The organism is Amycolatopsis sp. VC5-11 (assembly GCF_037034185.1).
In the GTDB taxonomy this organism is placed as follows: Bacteria; Actinomycetota; Actinomycetes; order Mycobacteriales; family Pseudonocardiaceae; genus Amycolatopsis; species Amycolatopsis nivea.
Genome location: NZ_JBAGKF010000006.1, coordinates 245,715 through 270,506 on the forward strand (window position 1 = coordinate 245,715; position 24,792 = coordinate 270,506).

The following is a 24,792-nucleotide window of genomic DNA, read 5'->3' on the forward strand; positions in this document are numbered from 1 at the left end:
GGAGGAGACATATGTCGAACGCGGACACACCCGCCGATCAGACCGGCGGGAATACCGTCGCACCCACGACCAGCAGGCTGGGCGAGCTGCCGCCGCGCATCCGCGTGCACGCGCTGGCGAAGCTGCTCGGCCTGAGCAGCCGCGACCTGCTCGGCAAGCTCGCCGAGCTGGGGGAGAGCCCCCGCAGCGCCCAGTCGAGCGTGACCAAGGAGGTCGCGCACCGCGTCGCGGTCATCCTCGACGCGGAGGCCGCCGGCGAGACCGGCGACGCCGCCGAGCAGGCCAGCGACCAGGCGACCGCGGACGCCCAGGGCGGCGATGCCGCCCAGACGGCCGCTGCTTCGGACGCCGCCGCCCAGGGCGGCGTTTCGCAGGAGAACGAGACCCCGGAAGCCACCCAGGGTGCTGCCGCGCAGGACGACTCCGCCGCACCGGCCCCCGCGTCCTCCGAAGCCGCCGACCAGGGCGCTGCTCCGAGCGAATCCGGCGCCCCGGAAGCCGCCGCCGCGCAGGCGACGGGCACCGCGCCGGAAACCGCCGCGGACGCGACGGGCACCGCGCCGGAGACCGCCGCGCAGGCAGCGGGCACCGCCTCGGAAACCCCCGCGCCGGAAACCGCCGCTGAGCAGAGCACCGCTCCGGAAGCCGCCTCGGAAGCCAGCGCCGCCGCCCCCGGCTGGTCGGCCCGCCCGTTCTCGGCCGAATCCGCCGAGCCGGAAGCCGCTCAGGAATCGGGCGAGAAGCGCACCCGGACCCGTCGCTCGCGCCGCGCCGTCGCGCCCGCGATCCCGGCCGACCAGCAGGAAACCGAGCAGGCCACCCCGGCCCGCGGCCCGGTGCACGTGCCGGTCTTCGCCGCGCCCTCGCCGGTCTTTCTGCCGCCCGAGCCCGCGCAGCAGACGCGGAGCAAGCCCGAGCCGCTGTTCGGCGTCGGCGAGGCTCCGGCGCAGGCCGAGCGCCCCGACCGCACCGCCGAAACCGCTGAGGAAGACACCTCCGGCGAAGCCCGCGACGAGCGTTCCGACGAGGACGGCGACGACGCGAGCGGCCGTCGCCGGCGCCGTCGCGGACGCCGCGGCCGCGGCCGGGGCAAGGGCGGCGACGAGGCCCAGTCCGAGAACGAGGACGAAACCTCCGAAGACCAGCAGGACAAAGGTGCCAAAGACGGCGGCAAGGACGCCAAGGACGTCAAGGGCAAGACCGAAAAGCCGGACGAGGCGGGCGACGCCGAGGCGGAGTCCGACGACGACGCCGAGTCCGACGGCGGCAGCAAGCGCCGCCGCCGTCGCCGCCGTCGCAAGGGCGGGGACGACGACGGGGCCGAGACGACCGGCACCGACGACCCGCCGAACACCGTCACGCACGTCCGCCAGGCCAAGGCCGCCGAGGCCGAGCGCCCGGCGCGCGACGAGGTGCGCAGCGTCCGCGGCTCCACGCGGCTGGAGGCCAAGCGCCAGCGCCGCCGCGACGGCCGCGAGGCGGGCCGCCGCCGCGCCCCGATCCTGTCCGAGGCCGAGTTCCTCGCCCGCCGCGAGTCGGTCGAGCGCACCATGGTCGTCGCCGAGAAGGGCGACTCCACGCAGATCGCCGTGCTCGAGGACGGGGTCCTGGTCGAGCACTTCCTGACGTCGTCGGGCACCGGCTCGATCGTCGGCAACGTCTACCTCGGCCGCGTCCAGAACGTGCTGCCCAGCATGGAGGCCGCGTTCATCGACATCGGCCGCGGCCGCAACGCCGTGCTCTACGCCGGCGAGGTCGACTGGGACTCGGCCGGGCTGGAAGGCAAGGCGCGCAAGATCGAGCAGGCGCTCTCCACCGGCGACAGCGTCCTGGTGCAGGTCACCAAGGACCCGGTCGGGCACAAGGGCGCCCGGCTCACCACGCAGATCTCGCTGCCCGGCCGCTTCCTCGTCTACGTCCCCGCGGGCGGGGCCACCGGCATCTCCCGCAAGCTGCCGGAGAACGAGCGGCGCAGGCTCAAGGACATCCTCAAGCGGATCGTCCCGGAGGACGCGGGCGTCATCATCCGCACCGCGTCGGAGGGCATCGGCGAGGAGGAGCTGGGCCGCGACGTCGACCGGCTCAAGGCGCAGTGGGACGTCATCAAGGACAAGGCGGCGGCCGCTTCCGGCAAGAAGGGCAGCGCGCCGACCATGCTCTACGAAGAGCCGGACCTGCTGGTCAAGGTCGTGCGGGACCTCTTCACCGAGGACTTCGTCAAGCTGGAGGTCCAGGGCAGCCGGTCCTGGGACACGATCAACGACTACGTCCAGCACGTCGCGCCCGACCTCGCCGACCGGCTCAAGCGCTACACCGGCACCGGCGACGCGTTCGCCGACCACCGGATCGACGAGCAGATCACCAAGGCGCTCGACCGCAAGGTCTGGCTGCCCTCGGGCGGCTACCTGGTCATCGACCGCACCGAGGCGATGACCGTCATCGACGTCAACACCGGCAAGTTCACCGGCTCGGGCGGCAACCTCGAGGAGACGGTGACCCGCAACAACCTGGAGTCGGCGGAGGAGATCGTCCGCCAGCTGCGGCTGCGGGACATCGGCGGCATCATCGTCATCGACTTCATCGACATGGTGCTCGAGTCCAACCGCGAGCTGGTGCTGCGCAGGCTCACCGAATGCCTCGGCCGGGACCGCACGCGGCACCAGGTGGCCGAGGTCACGTCGCTCGGCCTGGTGCAGATGACGCGCAAGAAGATCGGCACCGGGCTGCTCGAGGCGTTCTCCACGCCGTGCGAGCACTGCAAGGGCCGCGGCGTCGTCGTGTCCACCGAACCGCAGCGCACCGGCGGCGGCAACGGGAACGGCCACAACGGCGGCAACGGGCACAACGGCCACAGCCACGGCGGCGGCGACACCAAGAGCTCGCGGCGCAACCGCGGCCGCGGCAAGGGCGAGGAGCAGCACTCCGAGCCCAAGCCGGAGCAGGCCGCCCCGGCCCCGACTCCGGTGCAGCGCGAATCCGTGGTGTCGGCGGTGCAGGCCATGGCCAACGCGTCCAAGGCGAAGCACGAGCACCACGCTCCAGAAGCCGAAGCGAAGGACCAGGAGACGGCCAAGCAGCCGGTCGAGCAGGCCGCCGCGCCGGACAAGGCCGAGGACAAGACGGAGGCCCCGGCCGCCGTCCAGCAGCCGGAAGCGAAGCAGCCGGAGCCCGCGGCCAGCCAGGCCGCGCCGGAGGCGGAAGCCCCGAAGGAGGCCGCGGAAGCGGACTCCGGCGAAGAACCCGAGGTCGACGTCCCGGCCCCGGCCGTGCGCAGCACCCGGCGCCGTCCGCGCCGCGCAGCTTCGCGCCCGGCAGGGCCGCCGGTGAAGGCTTCGGACCAGAGTTGATCCACCACGGGTACCCCGGGTGCAGCAGCGCCCGGGGCCTCCCGTAACCTGTAGTACGGCTCATCGCAAGCATGAGTTGCTGCGCGAGCACCTGGACCGTCTTCGGGCGGGCCGGCCGCGCCAGCCCCCTAACCCATTGTCGAGTAATGCAGGAGACATCCGTGTCGGCGTACGCGATCGTCAAGACCGGCGGCAAGCAGTACAAGGTGGCCGTCGGCGACGTCGTCGAGGTCGAGAAGCTCGAGGGCGAGCCGGGCACCGAGCACACCTTTCCCGCCGTGCTGTTCGTGGACGGTGGCGAGGTCACCACGGACGCCGACGCGTTGGCGAAGGTCTCGGTCATCGGCAAGGTCGTCGAGCAGACCAAGGGTCCGAAGATCCGGATCCACAAGTTCAAGAACAAGACCGGCTACCACAAGCGCCAGGGTCACCGGCAGAAGCTGACCCGCGTCGAGGTCACCGGCATCTCCAAGTAGTTCTTCGGATCTTCGGGACTGAAGCTTTCAAGAAGGGGCATGAGCGATGGCTCACAAGAAGGGTGCGTCCAGCTCCCGCAACGGTCGTGATTCGAACGCCCAGCGACTGGGCGTGAAGCGCTTCGGCGGCCAGGAGGTGAACGCGGGCGAGATCCTGATCCGCCAGCGGGGCACCAAGTTCCACCCGGGCGTGAACGTCGGCCGTGGCGGCGACGACACGCTGTTCGCGCTCGCCGCCGGTGCGGTCGAGTTCGGCTCGAAGCGCGGCCGCAAGACGGTCAACATCGTGCCAGTCGAGGCCTGATTCTCGGTCTCGATAGCGTCAGAACCTCCAAGCGAGGGGTGGGACCGGAATAACTCCGGCACCACCCCTCGTTTGTTTTTGTCCGGATACTTTTTCGCACATTCGCACGTGAAGTGAGGCAGAACCATGGCGTCCCGGTTCGTGGACCGCGCGGTCATCCATCTGACCGCCGGGGACGGGGGAAACGGCTGTGCCTCGGTGCACCGCGAAAAGTTCAAGCCGCTCGGCGGCCCGGACGGCGGCAACGGCGGCAACGGCGGTGACGTCACCCTCGTCGTCGACGCCAACGTGCACACCCTCCTCGACTTCCACTTCCGCCCGCACGCCCGCGCCGGCAACGGCAAAATGGGCATGGGCAGCAACCGCAACGGCGCCGCCGGCGAGGGCCTGGAGATGAAGGTCCCGCCGGGCACCGTCGTGTTCACCGAGGACGGCGAACTCGTCGCGGACCTCACCAGCCCTGGCACGCGGTTCATCGCCGCGCAGGGCGGCCGCGGCGGGCTCGGCAACGCCGCGCTCGCGTCGAAGGCCCGCAAGGCACCGGGGTTCGCGCTGCTCGGCGAGCCCGGCGAGAGCCGGAACCTCGTGCTGGAGCTGCGGTCGGTCGCCGACGTCGGCCTGCTCGGGTTCCCGTCCGCGGGCAAGTCGTCGCTGATTTCCGTGCTGTCCGCGGCGAAGCCGAAGATCGCCGACTACCCGTTCACCACGCTCGTGCCGAACCTCGGCGTCATCACCGCCGGGTCGTCGGTCTTCACGATGGCCGACGTGCCGGGCCTGATCCCGGGCGCGTCCGAGGGCCGCGGGCTCGGCCTGGACTTCCTGCGCCACATCGAACGCTGCGCCGTGCTGGTGCACGTGGTCGACTGCGCGACGCTGGAGCCGGGCCGCGATCCGCTGTCCGATGTGGACGCTCTCGAGGAGGAGCTGGCCCGCTACACGCCGGGGCTGGGCGGCAAGCTCGAGGAACGCCCGCGCGTGGTGGTGCTGAACAAGATCGACATCCCGGAAGCGGCCGAGCTGGCCGAGTTCGTGCGTCCCGACCTGGAGGCGCGCGGGCTGCGCGTGTTCGAGGTCTCGACCGCGTCGCGCAAGGGCCTGAAGGAGCTGACCTTCGCGCTGGCGGAGGTCGTCGAGACCTATCGCGAAGCGCAGCCGGTGCTGGAGCCGGAGAAGATCGTGCTGCACCCGCTCGCGATCGACGACAGCGGGTTCACCGTCGAACGCGACCCGGAGGAAGAGGGCGGGTTCATCGTCCGCGGTGCGCGCCCGGAGCGGTGGATCCGGCAGACGAACTTCGCCAACGACGAGGCCGTCGGCTACCTGGCGGACCGGCTCAACCGGCTCGGCGTCGAGGAAGCGCTGGCGAAGAACGGCGCCCGCCCGGGCAGCCCGGTCACCATCGGCGACATCCAGTTCGAATGGCAGCCCTCCACTCCGGGTGTGGCGGTGCACCTGTCCGGCCGCGGCACGGACGTCCGGCTGGAGCGCACCGACCGCGTCAGCGCGTCCGACCGCAAGGAAGCCCGCCGGATCCGCCGCGACGGCACCGGCGAGGACGAGGACCTGGTCGACGAGGAGACCACCCCGTCCATCGATGCCGAACTGGACGACGTGTGGGACGACGAGGAGCAGGCGGAGCGCGACCGGTGAGCGGCACGCGCCAGGAGATCGCGGAAGCCCGCCGGCTGGTCGTCAAGGTCGGTTCCTCGGCACTGACGACCGCGGGCAGCGGGCTCGACGTTGCCCGGCTCGACGCCCTGGTGGACGCCATCGCGGACCGCGTGGCCCGCGACGCGCAGATCGTCCTCGTGTCCTCGGGCGCGATCGGCGCCGGGCTCGCGCCGTTGAAGCTGGGCAAGCGCCCGCGCGACCTGGCCACCCAGCAGGCCGCGGCGAGCGTCGGGCAGCTCGCGCTGGCGCACGCGTACGCGGAATCGTTCGGCCGCTTCTCCCTGACCGTCGGCCAGGTGCTGCTCACTTCCGACGATGTCGTCCGTCGCTCGCATTACCGCAACGCGCAGCGCACGTTCTCCCGGCTGCTAGCGCTCGGCGCGGTGCCGGTCGTGAACGAGAACGACACCGTTGCCACGCAAGAGATCCGCTTCGGCGACAACGACCGGCTCGCTGCCCTCGTGGCGCACCTCGTCGGCGCCGACGCGCTGGTCCTGCTGTCCGATGTGGACGGTCTGTACGACGGCGACCCGCGAGACGGCGCGACCCGCAAGATCACCGAGGTGCGCGGCGAGTCCGATGTGGAGGGCATCGCGGTCGGCATGTCGTCCTCGGGCCTCGGCACCGGCGGCATGGTCTCGAAACTTTCCGCCGCGCGCACCGCGGCCGGCGCCGGAATCCCGGTGCTGCTGGCCGCCGCCGACGACGCCGGAGACGCACTGCGCGAGGCGAACGTGGGCACCGCGTTCGCGCCCGCCGACACCCGCCTGTCGGCCCGCCGCTTCTGGCTCGGGTACGCCGCAGACACCTCCGGCCGCCTCCGCTTGGACGACGGCGCCGTGCGAGCGATCTTGCGCCGCCGGTCGCTGCTGGCGGCGGGAATCACCGGTTTGGACGGCGATTTCGAGGCCGGTGATGTCGTCGATCTGGTGGATTCGGCGGATGTCCCGGTGGCGCGTGGTGTGGTCGGGTTCGATGCGGGGGAGTTGCCTGCGTTGATCGGCCGGTCGAGTCATGAGGTCCCGGTGGAGCATCGCCGGGAGGTTGTGCACGCGGACGACCTCGTACCGCTGCGCCGCTAAGACCCCGAGAGATGCCGAGCCACGCGAGCGAGCTGCTCCGCGTAATGCTCCACAAAGGACTCTGACGACGGATCCTCCCCGGTGAGCGCCTCGGCGATCCGGGGGAGCGACGTCGGCGCGCTCGCTGCCGCCATCAGCATCAGCAGCAGCGTCCGAGGGTCCACATCGGACGGGAAGTCGCCCGCCTCCTGCCGCGCCCGCATGTACTTGAGCTGCCCCTGCAGGAACTCGCGTTGCGACTCCGCCCCCGCCTCGCTCGGGGCGCCCTCAGCCATGTTCTCCCGCAGGAACAACCGCGCCTGGTCCTGGTCGGAGAGCCCGCTCCTGGCGAAATCCGCGACCACGTCCGCGAGCGGACGGTCCGGCGTGGTCATCGCGGAGAACCCGGCGAACGGTTCGCTCGCCACCTCCGCGTACAGGCCTTCCTTGCCGCCGAAGTAGTACGAGATCAGCTGCTTGTTCACCCCCGCGCGCTGCGCGATGTCGCTGACCCGCGCGGCCGCGTACCCCTTGCTGCCGAACTCGGCCTTGGCCGCCTCGAAAATGCGGGCCTTCGTGCGCTCGGGATCGCGCTGGCGCTCACCGGGGCGCGGCGCGCGGCGCGGGGTGGTCTCGGACACCTGGGCAGCCTAACCGACGCATTAATCATCCTGAAGGTTGACACAATCATCCACGAGGATGATTATGGAGACCGACCGAGAGGGGATGACCGTGAAAAAGATCAAGGTGGCAGTGGTAGGCGGCGGCACCGGCGGGTTGTGTCTCGCGCACGGCCTGTCGCGAGCCGGAGTCGAGGTGGCGGTGTACGAGCGCAGTCGCACCCGAACCGAGCGCCTGCAGGGCTACCGCGTGCACATCGCGCCGATGGGTTCCGCCGCGCTGCACGAGTGCCTCCCGCCTGCGGCGTGGGACCAGTTCCTGGCCACGACGGGGGTCAGCGAGGGCACATTCGGCTTCGTCACCGAGAAGATGCGTGAGCTGGCGGCCTTCGACGCTCCGCCCAGCACTGACCCGACCGCCGCGCACCATTCGGTCAGCCGGATTTCGATGCACCAGGTCCTGTCGTCCGGATTGGACGGAATCCTCTGGTACGACAAGGAATTCGTGCGCTACGAGACTGATTCGAAGGGCGTCAGCCTGCACTTCGCGGACGGCACCACCGCCGAGGCGGACCTGGTCGTCGGCGCGGACGGTGCGAGCTCCCGCGTCCGTGCGCAACTGTTGCCGCACGCGAAGCGCGTGGATACCGGAATCCGGACTGTCATCGGCAAATTTCCGCTGACCGAAGCGGCTCGCACGCAGCTTCCGCGGCAGCTCGCGACGGCCCCCACGCTCGTGTTGCCCCCGCCCGGCTGCGGGATGTTCACCGCGCCGCACGAGTTTCCAGCGGCTTCGGTCAACGACGAGACCGCGGTCGTCGACCCGGTGCTGTTCGACAACACCGGCAGCTACGTGATGTGGTCCTACGGTGCGAAAGCTGAACGCTTCCCGGCCGATCTCGCCGAACTGGACGCTCCCGCCCTCCGTTCGCTGATCCTGGACCGGATCCGCGACTGGCATCCGGCGTTCAGCCGACTGGTGCGGGATTCGCCGGACGGCACGGTGAGCATGCTGCCGATCCGCACGTCGGTGCCGGTCCGCGACTGGGAGACCGGCCCGGTCACCCTGCTCGGTGACGCCGTGCACAGCATGACGCCGTTCCGCGGCATCGGCGCGAACATCGCTCTGCGCGATGCACAAGTGTTGTGCCGCAACCTTTCCCATGGCGGCGACGTGACCGCTGCGGTCGCCGATTACGAGCGGCAGATGCGGAAGTGCGCGTACCCGCAAGTGCGTGGTTCGCTCCGCAGCGCTAAGCAGTTCGTGACGGAAAGCCGGTTCAGCCGCGGGATGACACGCGCGTCGATGACCGCGCTGGGAGCGGCCCTCTCGCTGCGACGGAAACTGCGCGGCTGACGTCAGCCCGCGCCGTACCAGCGTCCGCCCGGTGGCATGGCGTACTCCGTGTACAGAAGGGCAGCCAGGGTTTGCCAGCCGGCTTTGTCGGCGGTGAACGTCCGGCCGCCCGGCGCGATCAGCACAGCCCGGCCGTTCGCGTCGGCGACCAGCGAGATCGGTATCCGGTACTCGTCGTAGTCGTGTCGCACGAGCCAGCGCCACCCGATCGTGAACCGGCGGCGGGCGGACACCGGATACCGCACGTCGACGTCGGAAACCCCGGTGCCCGCGATCGTCCACAGCGGAGTGACCCGAAGTCCGGCGAGATGCACGAGCTGCGGCTTCTTGCCGTCCGGTTCGAAGCGGTAGTACGGCCGCCTGCACCAGCGCTCCCACCGCAGCCGCCGTCGTTCGCGGCGGATCGGGCCGTGCAGCCGGGACCGTGCTTCCTCCAGCAACGCGAGGGCACGGGCGTAGTCGGGATCGTTGCGGGACACGAGATCCTCCCCTCTCTCGCGCCCGAAGCTACTGACCCGGCCGGGGACCGGTCCCGCTCTGCTTGTCCACCAGCGACCGGAGCTGGAACTTCTGGATCTTGCCGCTGGCAGTCCGCGGGAGTTCCGGAAACAGTTCCACGCGCTCCGGCCAGTACTGCTTGGCGACGCCCTTTTCGGCGAGAAAACCGCGCAGCTTCTCCAGATCCAGGTGCGCGCCGGGTTTCAGCACGAGACAGGCGCACGCGCGTTCCTGAAGCCGCGGATCGGGGACCGCGACCACCGCGACCGCTTCGACGTCCGGATGTTCGTAAAGGACGTTCTCCACATACGCGACCGGGATGTTCTCGCCGCCGCGGATGATCACGTCCTTGGTGCGGCCGGCGATGCGGAGGTAGCCGTCGGCGTCGATGGTCGCGAGGTCGCCGGTGTCGAACCACTCGCCGGTGAAACTCTCGCGGGCCAGTTCGAGCCGTTCGGCGTAGCCGACGAACAGGAACGGCCCGGCGACCTGCAGGCGGCCCTCCGCGCCCGGCGGCAGTTCGGCCCCGTCCGCGTCGACGGTCCGGATCCGCATTCCGGGCCACGGATAACCGTCGGTGTCGATCAGCTTGTCGTCCGGATCGCCCGGGATGCCGAGCGTGACCAGCGCGTCTTCGCTCTGCCCCCAGCCGCCGAGCACGACGAGACCGGGCAGTTTCTGCCGCGCCTGCCGTACGAGCGCGCGGGGGATCGGTGCGCCCATGCAGCAGAACCGTTGCAGGGAACTGAGATCGTGGTCGGCGAGATTCGGCGCGGACAGCAGGTCGTGCAGGAACGGCGTGGCGGCCGAGGTGTAGGTGATGCCGTGCTCGGCGACCAGTTCCACGAACCGCGCGGCATCCCACACGTCTTGCAGCACGCAGGTCGCGCCGTTCTGCACGCCGAGCCTCGCGCCGTAAAGGAAACCGGTGAGATGCGCGAGCGTCGACGCCATGTGCAGGACGCTGTCGGAGGTGATGCCGAGCCGGTCGGGGAGCGGGTTGTTCGCGGCGACGGCCGTGTTGTGCGTGTGCATCACGCCCTTGGGCTCGCCGGTGGTGCCGGAGGTGAAGATCAGCAGGGTGACGTCGTTGGGATCAGGCCGCCACGACGGCAGCTCGTGCCGCTCTTCCCAAGGGGTCGCGGCGAACTCGTCCCAGGACGACCCGACCACCAGCACGTGCTCCAGGTCCGGCCACCGCGGACGGAGCCGCTCCGCCATCGCCGGATAGTCGAAACCGCGGAATTCCCGCGGCACCACCAGGATTTTCGACTTCGCGAGCGCCACCATGAAGCCGACCTCGCGGTCCCGGTAGATCGGGATGAGCGGATTGCTGACCGCGCCGATCCGGCTCGCCGCGTAGTGCACGACGATCCACTCGATCCGGTTCGGCAGCTGGAAGGACACGACGTCGCCAGGCCGGACGCCCAGTTCCAGCAGCCCGAGCGCGCACCGGTCGACCTCCTGTTTGAGCTGGCCGAACGTGACGCTGCGCTGCGAATCGACGAACGCGGTCTTGTCCGGCGCGGCCGCCGCGGCGTCGTCGAGATAGTCGGTGATGGTGCGGTTCGCCCAGTACCCGGCGCGGGTGTGGGCTTCGATCGTCTCGTCGTCGAGGATCGTCGCGAACATGGCGGGCTCCGGGTCAGCTCATGGTGAGGCCGCCGCTGACGCTGACGGTCTGGCCGGTGACGTAGGCGGCCTCGTCGGAGGCCAGGAAGGCGACCACGTTCGCGATGTCGGACGGCTGCGCGAGCCGCCGGAACGGGATGGCTTTCGTCAGTGCTTCGCGCAGCTTCGGGTTGTCGCCGCCGAGCGAGGCGAACAGTTCGGTGTCCGCGGGACCAGGGCAGACGACGTTGGCGTTGACCGTGCTGCGCGCCAGTTCCCGGGCGATCGACTTCGTGAACGCGATGATGCCGCCCTTCGCCGCCGAGTACACCGCCTCGCCCGACGAGCCGACGCGACCGGCGTCCGAGGCGATGTTGACCACGGACCCGAAACCCTGCTCGACCATCACCGGCAGCACTTCCCGGCAGGTGTTGAGCACGCCGTAGAGATTGATCTGCACGACGCGGTCCCAATCGGCGCGGTCGGACTCGACGAACGGACCCGCCTTGTCCCAGCCGGCGTTGTTGACCAGCACGTCGATCCGGCCGAACTGCGCGCGAACCTGCTCGACCGCGCCGGCGACGGATTCGGGGGAGGTGACGTCGGTCTTCACGCCGATCCCGCCGATCGCGGCCGCGGTTTCCTTCGCGGTGGTCTCGTTGATGTCGCTGACCACGACGGTCGCGCCCTCGGCGGCCAGCTTCTCGGCGATACCTCGGCCGATGCCCTGGCCCGCGCCGGTCACGATGACGACTTTGTCCTTGAGCATGGTGCTCTCCTTAGGGTGCGTAGGCGCGGCCGAGCAGGTTGCGCGCGATGACGAGCTTCGACACCTGCGCGGTGCCGTCGCCGATTTCGAGGCCGATCACGTCGCGAAGCCGTTGACCGACCGGGCTTTCGCTGGAGTACCCGAGGTGCCCGAACGTCAGCAGGCACTGGTGGATGGTCTCGGCGGCGAGCTTCGGCGCCCAGAACTTCGCCATCGCGGCCTCGGTGCTGTGCTCGGCGTCGTTGTCCTTGCGCCACAACGCCTCGTAACAGACGTGCCGGGCGCCGCGCAGGTACGTCGCCTGCTCAGCGAGCGGGAACGCGACGCCCTGAAAGGTGCCGATCGGACTGCCGAACGCTTCGCGGTCGCGAGACCACTGCAACGCCTCGTCGAGCGAAACCTGCGCTGCGCCAAGGCAGGCGAGCCCGATGATCGCGCGCGAGTAGTCGAAACCTTGCATCACGGAGACGAACCCCTGGCCTTCTCCGCCGACCAACGCTTCCTTCGGGACGGGCAGCCCGTCGAAGTGCAGGGAAGCGCGGCCGATCGCCCGGCTGCCGAGGTCGTCGAACGCTGCCCGCGAGACGTACGCGTCGTCCAGTTCGACCCAGAACGCACTGACGCCGCGAGCGCCCGGGCCGCCGGTGCGGGCGAGCACGAGCGCGACGTCGGCGGACATGCCCAAGGTGATCGACGTTTTCTCGCCGGTGAGCCGCCAGCCGTCGCCGTCCGGTTCGGCCTTCATCTCCAGCTTCGCGGCGTCGGTGCCGTGTCCGGGTTCGGTGATGCAGAACGCAGGCACGACCTCGCCGGACGCGATCGGCGGCAGCCACGCGGCCTGCTGCTCCTCGGTCGCGTTGCGGGTGAGGATGTCGCTGACCAGCGCGCTGACGATGATCAGGTAAGCCGCGTTGAAGTCGCCGCGCGCGACCTCTTCGGCCGCCATCCCGGCGACAATCGCGCTGGCCTCCTGGCCGCCGTGCCGTTCCGGGATGCGCAAGCCAGTCAGGCCCATCGAGGCCAGGTCCGCGACGAGCTGGGGTCGCAGCTTCGCCGCCTTGTCGTCGGATTGGTAATGCGGTGCAAGGACTTTCGTTGCGAACCGGCGCAGCTCGTGCCGGTAAGCGTCCTCGTCGCCGGTGAAGGTGAAGTCCATGGTCAGTGCCAGTTCACGTGCGAGACGAAGTCCGGCTTGCGCTTCTCCGCAAACGCTTGCGCACCCTCCAAGCCTTCCGGCGAGGCAGTGAACAGGTCGAGCGCGGACATGGCCAAATTGGACAGTCCGGCCTGGTGGTCGGTGTCCGCGTTGAAGGACTGCTTGAGAAAGCGCAGTGCGGTCGGGCTTTTCTCGGCGGCTTCGCCGGCCCACGCCTTGGCGGTCTTGAGCAGTTCGCCCGGCGGGACGACGGCGTTGACCAGACCCATCCGCTCCGCCTCGGCCGCGTCGTACTGGCGGCAGAAGAACCAGATCTCGCGCGCCTTCTTCTCGCCGACGACCCGAGCGAGATAAGCCGAGCCGAACCCGGCGTCGAACGACCCGACCCGCGGACCGGCCTGGCCGAACCGCGCGGTCTCGCTGGCGATCGTGACGTCGCACAGGACGTGCAGCACGTGCCCGCCGCCGACCGCGACGCCGTTGACCGCGGCGATCACCGGCTTCGGGATGTCGCGGATGAGCTTGTGCAGGTTGCCGATCTCGAACATGCCGCTCTCGGTCGGGCCGTAGTCGCCGGTCTCCGCGCGCTGTTTGACGTCGCCGCCGGTGCAGAACGCTTTCTCGCCGGCGCCGGTGAGGATCACCGCCTGCACGTGCTTGTCCGCCCACGCCAAGCGGAACGCCTTGATCAGCTCGTCGACCGTCCGCCCGCGGAAGGCGTTGTAGCGCTCCGGCCGGTCGATCGTGACGACCGCGGCCGGACCGTCGATCTCGTACCGGATGTCCTCGAACTCCATCGTTCGCTCCCGTCTGTCGTCTGACCACGGTGACAAAATTTGACTGTCGAGTCAAGAGTTGAACTTACAGTCAACCGGTAGGCTTCCGGGACAGCGGAAAACCGGGAGGAGCAGGATGGGCGCGGTGAAACCGCCGTCCGAGCGCGTGCGGCGCAAGCGGGGCAAGCGGATCCAGGAGATCCTGACGGCGGCGGCCGAACTGTTCGGCGAACGCGGCTACGACGCGGTGAGCCTGGAGCACGTCGCCGAGCGCCTGGACGTCACGAAGGGCTCGCTGTACTACTACTTCTCCAGCAAGGACGAGCTGGGCACAGCGGCGATCGAGACGCTCGGCGACGAGTGGACGGCCCGGCTGGAGCAGTTGCTCGACCGCACCGAGGGCACGCCGGAAGCCCGGCTGCGCGCGCTGATCCACGAACACGTCACGATCGCGGTCAACGACTATCCGGCGGCGCTGCGGCTGTTCTTGATGCCGCGCGAGTGGCCGAGCGCGCAACGCGAGCGCATCAAGGAACTCCGCCTCCGCCACGACGCGCTTTTCCGCGCGCTGATCGAGGAGGGCGTGGCGAGCGGCGAGTTCACCGTCACCAGCGTCGACACCGTGCTGCAGTGCATGCACGCCGCGATGAGCCAGGCGCCGACGTGGTGCGGTGAACTGCCGTCCGCCGCGCGGGGGAAAGCCGTGGACGAGGTCGCCGATACATTGCTGGCGCTCGTCCACATCGGACAGTCCGGCTAGCTCGAACGGTGTGCTAGAGGCGGCGCGGGGCTTCGATGCCGAGCAACGCCAAGCCCTGCACGAGTGTGCGCGACGTGAGCGTGGCCAGCTGTACCCGCGAAGCGCGCAGCTCTGGCGTTTCCGCGATCAGCACCGGGCACTGTTCGTAGAAGCGCGAGAAGGTGACGGCGGTGTCGTACAGGTACGTACACAGCTTGTGCGGCGCGTACGCGGACGTCGCCGCGCTGATCGCTTCGCTGAACCGCAGCAGCGTCAGCGCGAGCGCGCGTTCCGCAGGCTCCTGAAGCAGGATCGGCGCGTCCTCGGCAGGCTCTCCGGCTTTCGCGAGGATCGACTCGATCCGCGCGTGCGCGTACTGCAGGTAGACGGACGTGTTGCCGTCCTTGGCGAGCATGCGGTCCCAGTCGAACACGTAGTCGCGTTCGCGGTCGCTGGAAAGGTCGGCGTACTTCACCGCGCCGATCCCGACCGCGCGCGCGACTTCCTGCTGCTCTTCCTTGCTGAGTTCACTCCGCTCGGCAACGACTTCCGCGGCCTGCGCCACGGCTTCGTCGAGCAGGCTGGAGAGCTTGATCGTCTCGCCGGCGCGGGTGCGCATCACCTTGCCGTCCGCGCCGAGGATCGAGCCGAACCCGATGTGCTCGGCGTGCACGCCGTCGAGCCAGCCGGCCGCACGGGCCACCGCGAAGATCATCGCGAAGTGCTGCGCCTGCGGGGTGCCGACGACGTACAGCAGGTCGGTCGCGCCGCGTTCGGCGGTCCAATACCGGATGGTGGCGAGGTCGGTGGCCGCGTAGCCGTAGCCGCCGTCGCGCTTGCGGACGATTAGCGGGAGACGGTCGCCCTCGCGGTTGGTGAAGCCTTCCGGGAACACGCAGACCGCGCCGTCGCTGATTTCGGTGAGGCCGTCGGCCTCGAGTTCGTCGACGACTTCGCCCAGGTATGGGTTGTAAAAGCTCTCGCCGTAGATGTCTTCGTCGGTGAGCGTGATGCCGAGCTTGCGGTAGGCCGCGTTGAAGTGCCGTGTCGATTCGTCGACGAGTTCCTGCCAGAAAGCGAGCGTGTCCGGGTCGCCGCCCTGGAGTTTCACCACCCGCTCGCGGGAGCGGGTCGCGAACGCCTCGTCGGCGTCGAACTTCCGGCGCGCGGCCTGGTAGAACGCGTTGAGGTCGCTGCGGTCGCCGGACGGTTCGTCCAGATGATGCTCGATGAGCATGCCGAACGGCGTGCCCCAGTCGCCGAGGTGGTTGTGCGGCAGCACCTCGTGCCCGACGAAGCGCAGCAACCTGCTGATCGCGTCGCCGAGCACCGTGGAACGCAGATGCCCGACGTGCATTTCCTTGGCGACGTTGGGACTGCTGTAGTCGAGCGCGACCCGGCGCGGCTGCTCGGCTTCGGCCACCCCGAGCCGGTCGTCGAGGGCCTGCTCGGCGACGCGCTGCTCGAGCCATTCCCGGCGCAGCACGAAGTTCAGGAATCCCGGCCCGGCGATCTCCGGCCGGTCGGCGACCCCGTCCAGCTCCAGGTTCTCGACGATCCCGGCCGCGACCTCGCGGGGCGGTTTGCCAAGCCGTTTGCCGAGGCTCATCGCCAGGTTGCACTGGTAGTCGACACCGTCGCGAGTGGACACCGCGATGAGCGCCGCGGACGGGTCGAGGTCGACGTCGAACGCGCGGCGGAGCGCTGCCACCACGCGTCGGGCCAGTTCCTCACTAACCTCGGGCTTGCGCACGGTGTCCCTCCTTCGCGTAGTCGATCGTTGAAGCCTACCGACCGCGCGCGAGCGGGTTTACCGCAGTTCACTGCCCTTCGTTTCGGGCATCCGGAGGATCACGAAGAACGCGATCGCCGCCCCGACAGCGACGTACCAGAAGAAGGCAGTGGCAGCACCAGCCGCGGACAGCGCGCTGAGCACGAGCGGCGCGGTCCCGCCGAACACGGCGACGGTCAGGTTGTACCAGGCGCCGATGCCGAGCCCGCGGAGTTCGGTGGGGAAGAGCTCGCTCATGATCGCCGGGGCGAGCGAGGTCATCGCGGTGTAGAGCGCGAGGCCGACGCAGAACACGATGAGCAGATTCCAAAATCCGGGCCGCACGAGGTAGGAGAGCGGGACGATCACGAGTGCCGTCGCGCCGGACCAGACCAGCAGCTGAGGCCGCCGCCCGTGCCGGTCCGCGAGGGCTCCCATCGGATACTGGAGGACGACGAAGAGCGCGGTCGCGATGGAAAGCGCGAGGAAGGTGTCGACGTCGTTCGCGCCGCGCCCCTTGACGGCGAAGGACGTGAGGGCGCTGAAGAAGGTGTAGTAGCACAGCGTCGAGAGCATCGAGAACCCGATGAGCTGCCCGACTGCCTTCGGATGCTGGGTGATCGTGGTGAGCAACGGCCGCTCAACGCGTCGCGCGGTCTCCTTTTTCTCGTGGTACAGCTCGGTTTCCGCGAGACTGCGGCGCAACCACAGCCCGACCAGCCCGAGCACCCCGCCGAGCAGGAACGGAATCCGCCAGCCGAACGAGCTGAGGTGCGCCTTGTCCATCGTGCGGGCGAGCACGAACCCGAGCACGGTGGCGATGAGGACCGCGGACCCGGTGGAGATGTAAAAGAACGAGGAGTAGCGCCCCCGACGTTCCTTGGGCGCGACCTCGCCGAGGTACGCGGAAGCGTTGGAAACCTCGCCGCCGAGCGAAAGCCCCTGCGCGATCCGCGCGAGCAGGAGGAGAATCGGAGCCAGCCACCCGACCTGCGCGAACGTGGGCAGCAGCCCGATCGCGACCGACCCGCCCGCCATCAGCGAAATAGTGAGAATCATGGCGGGCTTGCGCCCGTGCACGTCGGCGAACCGTCCGAGCAGCACGCCGCCGAGCGGCCGGAAGAAGAACGCGAGCGCGTAAGTGGCGAACGTGTTGATCAGCGCGAGCGTTTCGTTGCCAGGAGGGAAGAACGCGCCGGCGAAGTAGATGCTGAAGGTCGCGTAGATCGTCCAGTCGAACCACTCGAGCGCATTGCCCGCACTGGCAGCGAACAACTTCCGCACCGGCAACCGATGCCGGGCAATGCCTTCGGTCGTCGAACCGGCCATCGGGCAACCTCCACACGTCCGCACGGGCGGAACGGGACTTTGCCAGAAATGCCCGGAGATCGGTAGATCTCGGGGAAGGATGGCAGTTGGTGCTTGTCCCACTGCGGTGTGTGACGCGGGATCGCCTTCGCCGCACGGGATCGTGCGGTGGTGCAGGCTGCGGAGGATCGTGCGATGGCGGAAGCTGCACGGGCTCGTGGGGTAGTGCAGGCGTTGTCGTGCCTCGACCCGCGCTTCTCGCAACCGCGGCGGGCAGCTCGTCGAGCGCGGGCCCACTTCACCCGGCTAGTCCCGGCCCGCCGCACTCGCCAGCCAGCAGCCGCCTCCGGCCATCCCAGCCAATCCCGCCTGGCCTCGAAGCCAATCCTGCCTGGCTGCCTAGCCATCATCGCCCGGCCCCGCAGACAAGGGGGCACCCGCCAGCAACCGACCCGGCCGCCCCAGCAACCTCACACGGCCGCCCCAGCAACCTCGCCCAGCCGCCCAGACCCAGCACACCTCAAGCAGTGGTCGCCAACGCGAACGGCAACACCCCCTCCGCTCCGGCCTGGCGCAGCAGCCGCGCCGCCAGGGTCATCGTCCAGCCGGTGTCGATCAGGTCGTCCACCAGCAGCACCGGCCCGCGCGTCTGCGCGATGCTCGCCGCCACGTCCTCCGGCAGGCTCAACCCCCGCCACAGATCCGCCAGCCGCTGGGCGCTGTTCGCCTGTCGCGGCGGCGGTCCGGCCGACGCCAGTTCGCCCAGATAGTCCAGCCTGCCGATCGCCGACAGCCGCAGTGCGAGGCTGTCCACCAGTTGCGGCCGCGTCGCCGACGGGATCGCCACCACCGCCACCGGACGTTGCGCCCACTGCCATCCCGCGAGCACCTTCACGCACGCGTCGAACACCGAGTCGGGGACCTCGGCGTTCGGCGCGCCCGGGCCGAGCAGTTCGCGCAGCCGGCCACCCCAGCCCACGTCCGTGAGCCTGCCCAGCACCTGTCCCGGCTCGGCCTGCTCCTCCGTCTTGATCCGGCCCGACAGCGGCACGTCGAGCCCTTTCATCCCGCTCGGCCACTGTTTGCGCGGCGCGACCTCGACCCCGGGCCGGTCCAGCCGTTCCCGCGTGGCACCTGCGATCTCGTCGGACACCGCGGTGCTCCAGTGCTCCCCGGTGCAGTTGTCGCACCGCCCGCACGGCACCGCCTCCGGATCGTCGAGCTGCCGCCGCAGATACTCCATCCGGCACCCGCTGGTGCGGATGTACCCGAGCATCGCCTCCTGCTCGGCCGCCCGCGCGACGCTGACGCGTTCGTACCGCTCCCGGTCGTACTCCCACGGCTGGCCGGTGCTTTCCCAGCCGCCGCGCACCCGGCGCACCGCACCGTCCACATCGAGCACTTTCAGCACCATCTCCAGCCGGGACCGGGAAAGCTCGACCGACGGCTCCAGCGCGGCTGTCGAAAGTGGACGGTCGGCGTACGCGAGCGCGTTGAGCACCTGCGTGACGCGCAGCTCGTCCGGGAACGCCAGCGACCCGAAGTACGCCCAGATCGCCTTGTCCTCCCGCCCGGGCAGCAGCACCACCTCGGCCCGTTCGACGCCGCGGCCGGCACGCCCGACCTGCTGGTAGTAGGCGATCGGCGACGACGGCGCGCCGAGGTGCACCACGAACCCGAGGTCCGGCTTGTCGAACCCCATCCCGAGCGCCGACGTTGCCACCAGCGCCTTGACCCGGTTCTCCAGGAGGTCGTCCTCCGCGGCCTGGCGGTCGGCCGGATCGGTCTTCCCGGTGTAGGCGGCCACCGGATAACCGCGGTCGGACAGCAGCGCGGTGACGTCGTGCGCGGCGGCGACGGTGAGCGTGTAGATGATGCCCGACCCCGGCAGCTCCGCCAGGTGCTCGGCGAGCCAGGCCAGCCGCGCCTCGTCGCTGGGCAGTTCGGCCACGGCCAGCCGCAGGCTTTCCCGGTCGAGCGGACCGCGCAGGACGAGCGTGTCCGTCTCGCCGCCGATGCCGAGCTGCTCGGCGACATCGGTGGCCACCCGGTCGTTCGCGGTCGCGGTGGTGGCCAGCACTGGCACGCCTTCCGGCAGGTCGCCCAGCAGCGTGCGCAGCCGCCGGTAGTCCGGCCGGAAGTCGTGGCCCCAGTCCGAAATGCAGTGCGCCTCGTCCACCACCAGCAGGCCGGCGCTGGCGGTGAGCTTCGGCAGCACGCTGTCGCGGAAGTCCGGGTTGTTGAGCCGTTCCGGGCTGACCAGCAGCACGTCCACCTCGCCCGCGGCCACCGACGCCTGGACCTGGTCCCACTCCTGCGCGTTCGCCGAGTTGATGGTGGCCGCGTGGATCCCCGCCCTGGCGGCGGCGGAGATCTGGTTGCGCATCAGGGCGAGCAGCGGCGACACGATGACCGTCGGCCCCGCTCCCTGTTCCCGCAGCAGCGCGGTGGCCAGGAAGTACACCGCCGACTTGCCCCAGCCGGTGCGCTGCACGACGAGCGCGCGCCGGTGGTGTGCAACCAGTGCCTCGATGGCGGTCCACTGGTCTTCCCGGAGGGCGGCGTTGTCCCCGGCGAGCGCCCGGAGCAGGGTTTCCGCGCGGGTCCGGAGGTCTGGGGTGGTGTCGGTGATGTCCACGTCCCCCGGTCTACCCCATGCCCCCGACAATCCCGGAGCCGCCCGGACCGGAACCGACAGTTTCCGACCGGAAACGCAGAGTTATGTGACTCATGTCACAACAGTAACCTAGCTCGCAGTCGCGACGGGGAGCCCTCGCGTGCCCGCGCGTATAGGCTCACCGGCTATGTCACCACGCCGGATCGGGGTCATGGGCGGCACCTTCGACCCCGTGCACCACGGCCACCTCGTCGCGGCCAGCGAGGTCCAGTCGCGGTTCGCGCTCGACGAGGTCATCTTCGTGCCGACCGGGCAGCCGTGGCAGAAGTCCGGCCGCCGCGTCACGCGCGCCGAGGACCGCTACCTGATGACGGTCATCGCCACCGCGTCCAACCCGGTCTTCTCGGTGAGCCGGGTCGACATCGACCGCGGCGGCCAGACCTACACCGTCGACACGCTGCGGGACCTGCACGAGGAATACCCGGACGACGAGCTGTTCTTCATCACCGGGGCCGACGCGCTCGAGCAGATCCTCACCTGGCACAAGGCCGACGAGCTGTTCGACTTCGCGCACTTCATCGGCGTCACCCGGCCGGGCTACCGGCTCAACTCGCACCATCTGCCGAGCGGCAAGGTGAGCCTGGTCGAGGTCACCGCGATGTCCATCTCGTCCACCGGATGCCGCGAACGCGTCGAGCGCGGCGAGCCGGTCTGGTACCTCGTGCCCGACGGCGTTGTGCGCTACATCGCCAAGAAGGACCTCTACCGCAAGGACGCCGAGGCCTGACCGGGTACCCTCGTCCGGGCGTACCCGAAATCTTGAAGGAGCACTGTGGCAGCGACGTCCGAGGCACGGGACCTGGCGGTGGCGGCCGCGCACGCGGCGGCGGACAAGCTGGCCAGCGACGTGGTCGTCCTGGACGTGTCCGAGCAGCTCGTGATCACCGACGCGTTCGTGATCGCGTCCGCGGCGAACGAGCGGCAGGTCGGCGCGATCGTCGACAACGTCGAGGAGAAGCTCCGCATCGAGGGGCACAAGCCGGTGCGGCGCGAAGGCGCGCGCGAGGGCCGGTGGGTGCTGCTCGACTACGTCGACGTCGTCGTGCACGTCCAGCACGCGGACGAGCGCTCGTTCTACGGCCTCGAGCGGCTGTGGAAGGACTGCCCGCGGATCGAGGTCGAAGGGCTGGCCACGGTCCCCGCCGACGACACCGGCGACGCGGACGGCCCGGAGGCGTGAGCCCGCGGCGGCTGCTGCTCTGGCGGCACGGCGAGACGGACTACAACGCCGCCGGCCGCATGCAGGGACACCTCGATTCGGCGCTGACCCCGGTCGGCTGGAACCAGGCCCGCTTCGCCGTGCCCGCGCTCGCGCGGTTCGCGCCGGAGCTGGTGATCGCGTCCGACCTGCGCCGCGCCACCGACACCGCGACGGTGCTCACCGAGGCGATCGGCGTGCCGCTGCAGATCGACAAGCGGCTGCGCGAGACGCACCTCGGCGAGTGGCAGGGCCTGACCGGGGCCGAGGTCGACGAGGGCTACCCGGGCGACCGCGAGCTGTGGCGCAGCGACGCCGCGTGGGCCCCGCCGGGCGGCGAGTCCCGGGTCGACGTGGCCGAACGCGCCGCCGAAGTGGTCGACGACCTGATGCAGCCGAACTCCGGTGCCGGGGAATCGGTCCTGCTCGCCTCGCACGGCGGCCTGATCCTCGCGCTGACGGCGAAGCTGCTCGGCCTTCCGGTCGAGGTCTGGCCGTCGCTCGGCGGGATCATGAACTGCCACTGGGTCGATCTCGGCCACCGCGAGGGGAAGTGGCGGTTGCACGCGTACAACGCGGGCATCACCGGCTGACCCGATGAGCCCGCAGCTGCTCGTCTTCGGCGATTCACTCTGTTTCCACGGCCCCGAGGGCCCTTGCGCGGCCGACGATCCGCGCCTGTGGCCCAACGTCGCCGCGAACGCGTTGTCCGGACAAGCCGATCTCGTCGCAGGCATCGGCTGGACCGCACGCGACCTGTGGTGGTCTCTCACCGGCGACCCGCGCGTGTGGGCGGATCTGCGCCGCGTCGACGCTGTCGTGCTCGCTGTCGGCCACATGGACACACTGCCGTCGCCGTTGCCGACGTACTTGCGTCAGGGCCTTCGCTACCTTCGCCCCGACGGCGTGCGTCGCGTTGTACGCGGTGCCTATCTCGCTGCGCAGCCACGGTTGTCTGTCGTGATGCGCGGACGTCCTCGCGTGCTTCCTGCGCGGCTGACCGTGAGCTATCTGGACCAGTCTGTCGAAGCGTTGCGCGCGTTGCGGCCTGAGTTGCCTGTGTTCGGAATGCTGCCGTCAGTGCACCGCGCCGACGCGTACGGACGCGTACACACAGGACGCGCCGAAGCAGCCGCTGCAATCGCTTCGTGGGCCGCGCGCCGCGAAGTGCCGTTGCTCGACACGCCCGGCGTGGTTGGCGAACATGTCTTGAGCGGCGCGGGAAATCCCGACGGCATGCACTGGGGATGGGCCGGACACGAAGCAGTCGGCACCGCGATGGCGAAACTCGTTGCCCCGCACCTCGGCTCCGGCCACGTAGGCTGACGACGTGTCGGTCGCCGTGGTCACGGACTCCACCGCGCACCTGCCCGAAGGCTTCGCCGAGCGGCACTCGGTGCGGGTGGTGCCCCTGCATGTCCTCGTGGAAGGCGTCTGTTCGCTCGACGGCCTCGAGATGGGCCCCGCCGCGCTCGCGGAAGCGCTGGGGGAGCGCAAGATCGTCACGACTTCCCGGCCCACCCCGGCCGAGTTCGCCACCGCGTTTCGGGCCGCACTCGACGCTGGCGCGGACGCGGTCGTGTCCGTGCACCTGTCGAGCGAGCTGTCCGGCACCTGGGAAGCCGCAGTGCTGGCAGCGGAAGAAGTCGGCTCGGACCGGGTCCGGGTCGTCGATTCCCGCACCACAGCGATGGGTTTGGGATTCGCTGCCCTGCACGCCGCGGACGCCGCCGCTTCCGGAGCCAGCCCGGCGGAAGTCGAAGAGGTCGCGACGAAAGCGGCCGAGCGGTCGTCGACGTTGTTCGTGGTAGAGACGTTGGAACACCTGCGCCGCGGCGGCCGGATCGGCTCGGCCGCGGCGTTGCTCGGCACCGCGCTCGCGGTGAAACCGGTGCTGCACATGTCCGACGGCCGGATCCTGCCGCTCGAGAAAGTGCGCACGATGAACCGCGCGATCGGGCGATTGGTCGAGTTGTCCGTGCAGGCAGCGGGCACCGGACCGGTCGAATTGGCGGTGCATCATCTCGCCTCGCCGGAGCGAGCTGTCGAATTGGCGAACCGGCTCGAGGAAGCGATCCCGGGGTGTGCCGGGGGATGCGTGGTGTCGGAGATCGGCGCGGTCATCGGCGCGCACACCGGACCTGGCGTGCTCGGCGTGGTCGTGCAGCGCGCCTAGCTGGTTTCCTGGTTGCCGAATCGCGCGAGCAGGTGCCAGACGCGTTTGAGGTCTTGCTCGTCGTGGCCAGCGGCTTTCCCGAGTATTCGTGGATCGAGACGCCGTTCCTCGGCGAGTTCGGCACCGAGTGCGGTGAACTCCCGCTACGACGGTTCCGCTGGCCCACCAGCCGCCATCGTGGCGACGTGGGCGACCGCGCGTTCCCAAGCCTCCACTCGAATCACGGCCAAGACATCGTGATCGTGCGCTCGAAGGTGAGGTATCCGGCGCGCCGGAACGCGTTCGCCATCGGGACGTTGCCGAGATGTGTCGCCGTTCGGATGCGAGGAACGTCTTGTGCAGCAAGAATTCTGGTGCCCTCGGCGAGAATTTCGCCGAGGTAGCCATTGCCGCGATGCTCGGGCAGCGTGGCGACTCGCCATGCGGTAGGGTGCCAATTCGTCCTCGTAGTGCCGGATTACCGCTGCACGGGCGGACATCCGGGTCAGGTCGTCGCGGCTGTGCGCGTCGAGCGTTCCGTCCAAGCCGCGGATCTCTCGGAAGACCAGGCGGTTTGCGGCGGCGCGACCGGAGTCCGTGGCCGCCACTTGAAGCGCAACCGCTCGGCGAGCAGTCGCGCGCGGGTCTGTTCGAGCGCGCCCATCCGGTCTTCGACCGCGCTTCGGGTCTCGGCTTTTCCTCGCCAGTCAACGGGAATCATCCGGTTGTAGACCGGAGACCGGGTGCTGGCGGACGAGCGCGCCGGACGCGAACGCTTTTCGATCACCGGTGCCGCACGCCAAACCCGCCAGTATGGCCGCGTGCACCGACAAATTCCGGCGCGTCACCTGCGCTGACGGCCGAGTTGTCCCCAAGGGGAGGGTTGTCCACAGATCGCGCGGAACCCTCTCGCAGTCGGACCGGCCGACGCCTAGCGTCGATCGTGTGTTCGAGCACTCCGCCCGAGACCAGGGCACTCCCGTCAACGTCAGGCTCACCTGGCTGGCCGACCAGCTGGCCGCGGTCCCGCACCTCGCCGGACCCGGCAGCGGGCCGGTCCGCCGCTGGCTGCCCCTCGGCCGCGCGGGCCGGTCAGCGCGAAGCCGGACGAGTGTGTCGGCAACTGCAGACAGCCAGGAGGTGCCCGGCGGGGAACCGAATCCTCGCCTGTCCGCAGGCATGGACGGTGCGGTGGTCGACTCAAGGCGGCACTCTCGCGCAGCGGGTCCGGACACTGAGCTGTCTGCAGTTGTGGACAATGCACCGCTATTGGGCGGCCAGCTGGCGGACGGTACGCC

Annotated in this window: 21 protein-coding genes and 1 pseudogene; 12 read left to right on the plus strand and 10 right to left on the minus strand. The window is 69.9% G+C overall.

The window, feature by feature from the left end; genetic code table 11:
• Positions 1-11: 11 nt before the first annotated feature.
• The 5 genes from WA670_RS20685 (at position 12) to proB (ending at position 6,880) form a co-directional block, all read left to right on the plus strand.
• Positions 12-3,347: a translation initiation factor IF-2 N-terminal domain-containing protein gene (locus WA670_RS20685; RefSeq protein WP_336158584.1), complete on the plus strand. Its 3,336-nt coding sequence runs from the start codon at positions 12-14 to the stop codon at positions 3,345-3,347.
• Between the two features lie 161 nt (positions 3,348-3,508).
• Entirely contained in the window at positions 3,509-3,823 is a 315-nt protein-coding gene (gene rplU, locus WA670_RS20690; protein WP_037813760.1) for a 50S ribosomal protein L21, read from the plus strand.
• Between the two features lie 46 nt (positions 3,824-3,869).
• Entirely contained in the window at positions 3,870-4,127 is a 258-nt protein-coding gene (rpmA, locus tag WA670_RS20695; protein ID WP_009081082.1) for a 50S ribosomal protein L27, read from the plus strand.
• 126 nt (positions 4,128-4,253) lie between these two features.
• Positions 4,254-5,777 carry a GTPase ObgE gene (gene obgE / locus WA670_RS20700; RefSeq protein ID WP_134732972.1) on the plus strand — a complete coding sequence of 508 codons (1,524 nt, stop codon included), beginning with the start codon at positions 4,254-4,256 and terminating at the stop codon, positions 5,775-5,777.
• The gene (gene proB / locus WA670_RS20705) at positions 5,774-6,880 is read left to right on the plus strand and encodes a glutamate 5-kinase (RefSeq protein WP_037813746.1); all 1,107 of its coding nucleotides are present in this window, start codon (positions 5,774-5,776) and stop codon (positions 6,878-6,880) included. The genes obgE and proB overlap by 4 nt, the downstream gene beginning before the upstream one ends.
• Here proB and WA670_RS20710 read toward each other — a convergent pair.
• Positions 6,877-7,500 (minus strand): TetR/AcrR family transcriptional regulator, encoded by a 624-nt coding sequence (locus WA670_RS20710; RefSeq protein ID WP_336158585.1) that lies wholly within the window; start codon positions 7,498-7,500, stop codon positions 6,877-6,879. The genes proB and WA670_RS20710 overlap by 4 nt on opposite strands.
• A gap of 64 nt (positions 7,501-7,564) precedes the next feature.
• Between WA670_RS20710 and WA670_RS20715 the strand changes: the two genes are divergently transcribed.
• A complete protein-coding gene (locus WA670_RS20715; protein ID WP_336158586.1) occupies positions 7,565-8,836 on the plus strand; it encodes an FAD-dependent oxidoreductase in 1,272 nt (423 codons plus the stop codon).
• Between the two features lie 2 nt (positions 8,837-8,838).
• Here WA670_RS20715 and WA670_RS20720 read toward each other — a convergent pair whose 3' ends face one another.
• Genes WA670_RS20720 through WA670_RS20740 form a run of 5 tightly spaced genes read right to left on the minus strand, consistent with a single transcriptional unit; the run spans position 8,839 to position 13,667 of the window.
• A complete protein-coding gene (locus tag WA670_RS20720; RefSeq protein ID WP_037813741.1) occupies positions 8,839-9,315 on the minus strand; it encodes a hypothetical protein in 477 nt (158 codons plus the stop codon).
• Positions 9,316-9,343: 28 nt separating this feature from the next.
• Entirely contained in the window at positions 9,344-10,966 is a 1,623-nt protein-coding gene (locus tag WA670_RS20725) for an AMP-binding protein (RefSeq protein WP_275294777.1), read from the minus strand.
• A gap of 13 nt (positions 10,967-10,979) precedes the next feature.
• Positions 10,980-11,714, minus strand: a complete 735-nt coding sequence (locus WA670_RS20730; RefSeq protein ID WP_134732980.1) for an SDR family NAD(P)-dependent oxidoreductase — start codon at positions 11,712-11,714, stop codon at positions 10,980-10,982.
• Positions 11,715-11,724: 10 nt separating this feature from the next.
• On the minus strand, positions 11,725-12,870 hold the full coding sequence (locus WA670_RS20735; RefSeq protein ID WP_037813733.1) for an acyl-CoA dehydrogenase family protein: 1,146 nt from the start codon (positions 12,868-12,870) through the stop codon (positions 11,725-11,727).
• A gap of 2 nt (positions 12,871-12,872) precedes the next feature.
• Entirely contained in the window at positions 12,873-13,667 is a 795-nt protein-coding gene (locus tag WA670_RS20740; protein ID WP_037813731.1) for an enoyl-CoA hydratase-related protein, read from the minus strand.
• A 115-nt stretch (positions 13,668-13,782) separates the two neighbouring features.
• On the opposite strand from WA670_RS20740, the gene WA670_RS20745 reads away from it, so the two are divergent.
• Positions 13,783-14,406: a TetR/AcrR family transcriptional regulator gene (locus tag WA670_RS20745; protein ID WP_037813729.1), complete on the plus strand. Its 624-nt coding sequence runs from the start codon at positions 13,783-13,785 to the stop codon at positions 14,404-14,406.
• Positions 14,407-14,419: 13 nt separating this feature from the next.
• On the opposite strand, the gene argS is transcribed toward WA670_RS20745, so the two are convergent.
• The 3 genes from argS to WA670_RS20760 all read right to left on the minus strand — a co-directional run bounded on the left by argS (position 14,420) and on the right by WA670_RS20760 (position 20,102).
• On the minus strand, positions 14,420-16,138 hold the full coding sequence (gene argS / locus WA670_RS20750) for an arginine--tRNA ligase (RefSeq protein WP_336158587.1): 1,719 nt from the start codon (positions 16,136-16,138) through the stop codon (positions 14,420-14,422).
• A 57-nt stretch (positions 16,139-16,195) separates the two neighbouring features.
• A complete protein-coding gene (locus WA670_RS20755; RefSeq protein WP_037813724.1) occupies positions 16,196-17,485 on the minus strand; it encodes an MFS transporter in 1,290 nt (429 codons plus the stop codon).
• Positions 17,486-17,984: 499 nt separating this feature from the next.
• A complete protein-coding gene (locus tag WA670_RS20760) occupies positions 17,985-20,102 on the minus strand; it encodes a RecQ family ATP-dependent DNA helicase (protein ID WP_336158588.1) in 2,118 nt (705 codons plus the stop codon).
• A gap of 166 nt (positions 20,103-20,268) precedes the next feature.
• Between WA670_RS20760 and nadD the strand changes: the two genes are divergently transcribed.
• Genes nadD through WA670_RS20785 form a run of 5 tightly spaced genes read left to right on the plus strand, consistent with a single transcriptional unit; the run spans position 20,269 to position 23,515 of the window.
• The gene (nadD, locus tag WA670_RS20765) at positions 20,269-20,868 is read left to right on the plus strand and encodes a nicotinate-nucleotide adenylyltransferase (protein WP_078870493.1); all 600 of its coding nucleotides are present in this window, start codon (positions 20,269-20,271) and stop codon (positions 20,866-20,868) included.
• A 45-nt stretch (positions 20,869-20,913) separates the two neighbouring features.
• Entirely contained in the window at positions 20,914-21,321 is a 408-nt protein-coding gene (gene rsfS, locus WA670_RS20770) for a ribosome silencing factor (protein ID WP_037362547.1), read from the plus strand.
• Positions 21,318-21,932, plus strand: a complete 615-nt coding sequence (locus WA670_RS20775; protein ID WP_037813719.1) for a histidine phosphatase family protein — start codon at positions 21,318-21,320, stop codon at positions 21,930-21,932. The genes rsfS and WA670_RS20775 overlap by 4 nt, the downstream gene beginning before the upstream one ends.
• A 4-nt stretch (positions 21,933-21,936) precedes the next feature.
• Positions 21,937-22,665 carry a diglucosylglycerate octanoyltransferase gene (octT, locus tag WA670_RS20780; protein ID WP_037813716.1) on the plus strand — a complete coding sequence of 243 codons (729 nt, stop codon included), beginning with the start codon at positions 21,937-21,939 and terminating at the stop codon, positions 22,663-22,665.
• Positions 22,666-22,669: 4 nt separating this feature from the next.
• Positions 22,670-23,515: a DegV family protein gene (locus WA670_RS20785; protein ID WP_037813714.1), complete on the plus strand. Its 846-nt coding sequence runs from the start codon at positions 22,670-22,672 to the stop codon at positions 23,513-23,515.
• Positions 23,516-23,735: 220 nt separating this feature from the next.
• On the opposite strand, the pseudogene WA670_RS45210 reads toward WA670_RS20785, so the two are convergent.
• A pseudogene (locus WA670_RS45210) lies at positions 23,736-23,936 on the minus strand (GNAT family N-acetyltransferase); the annotation flags it as partial.
• Positions 23,937-24,792: the final 856 nt, after the last annotated feature.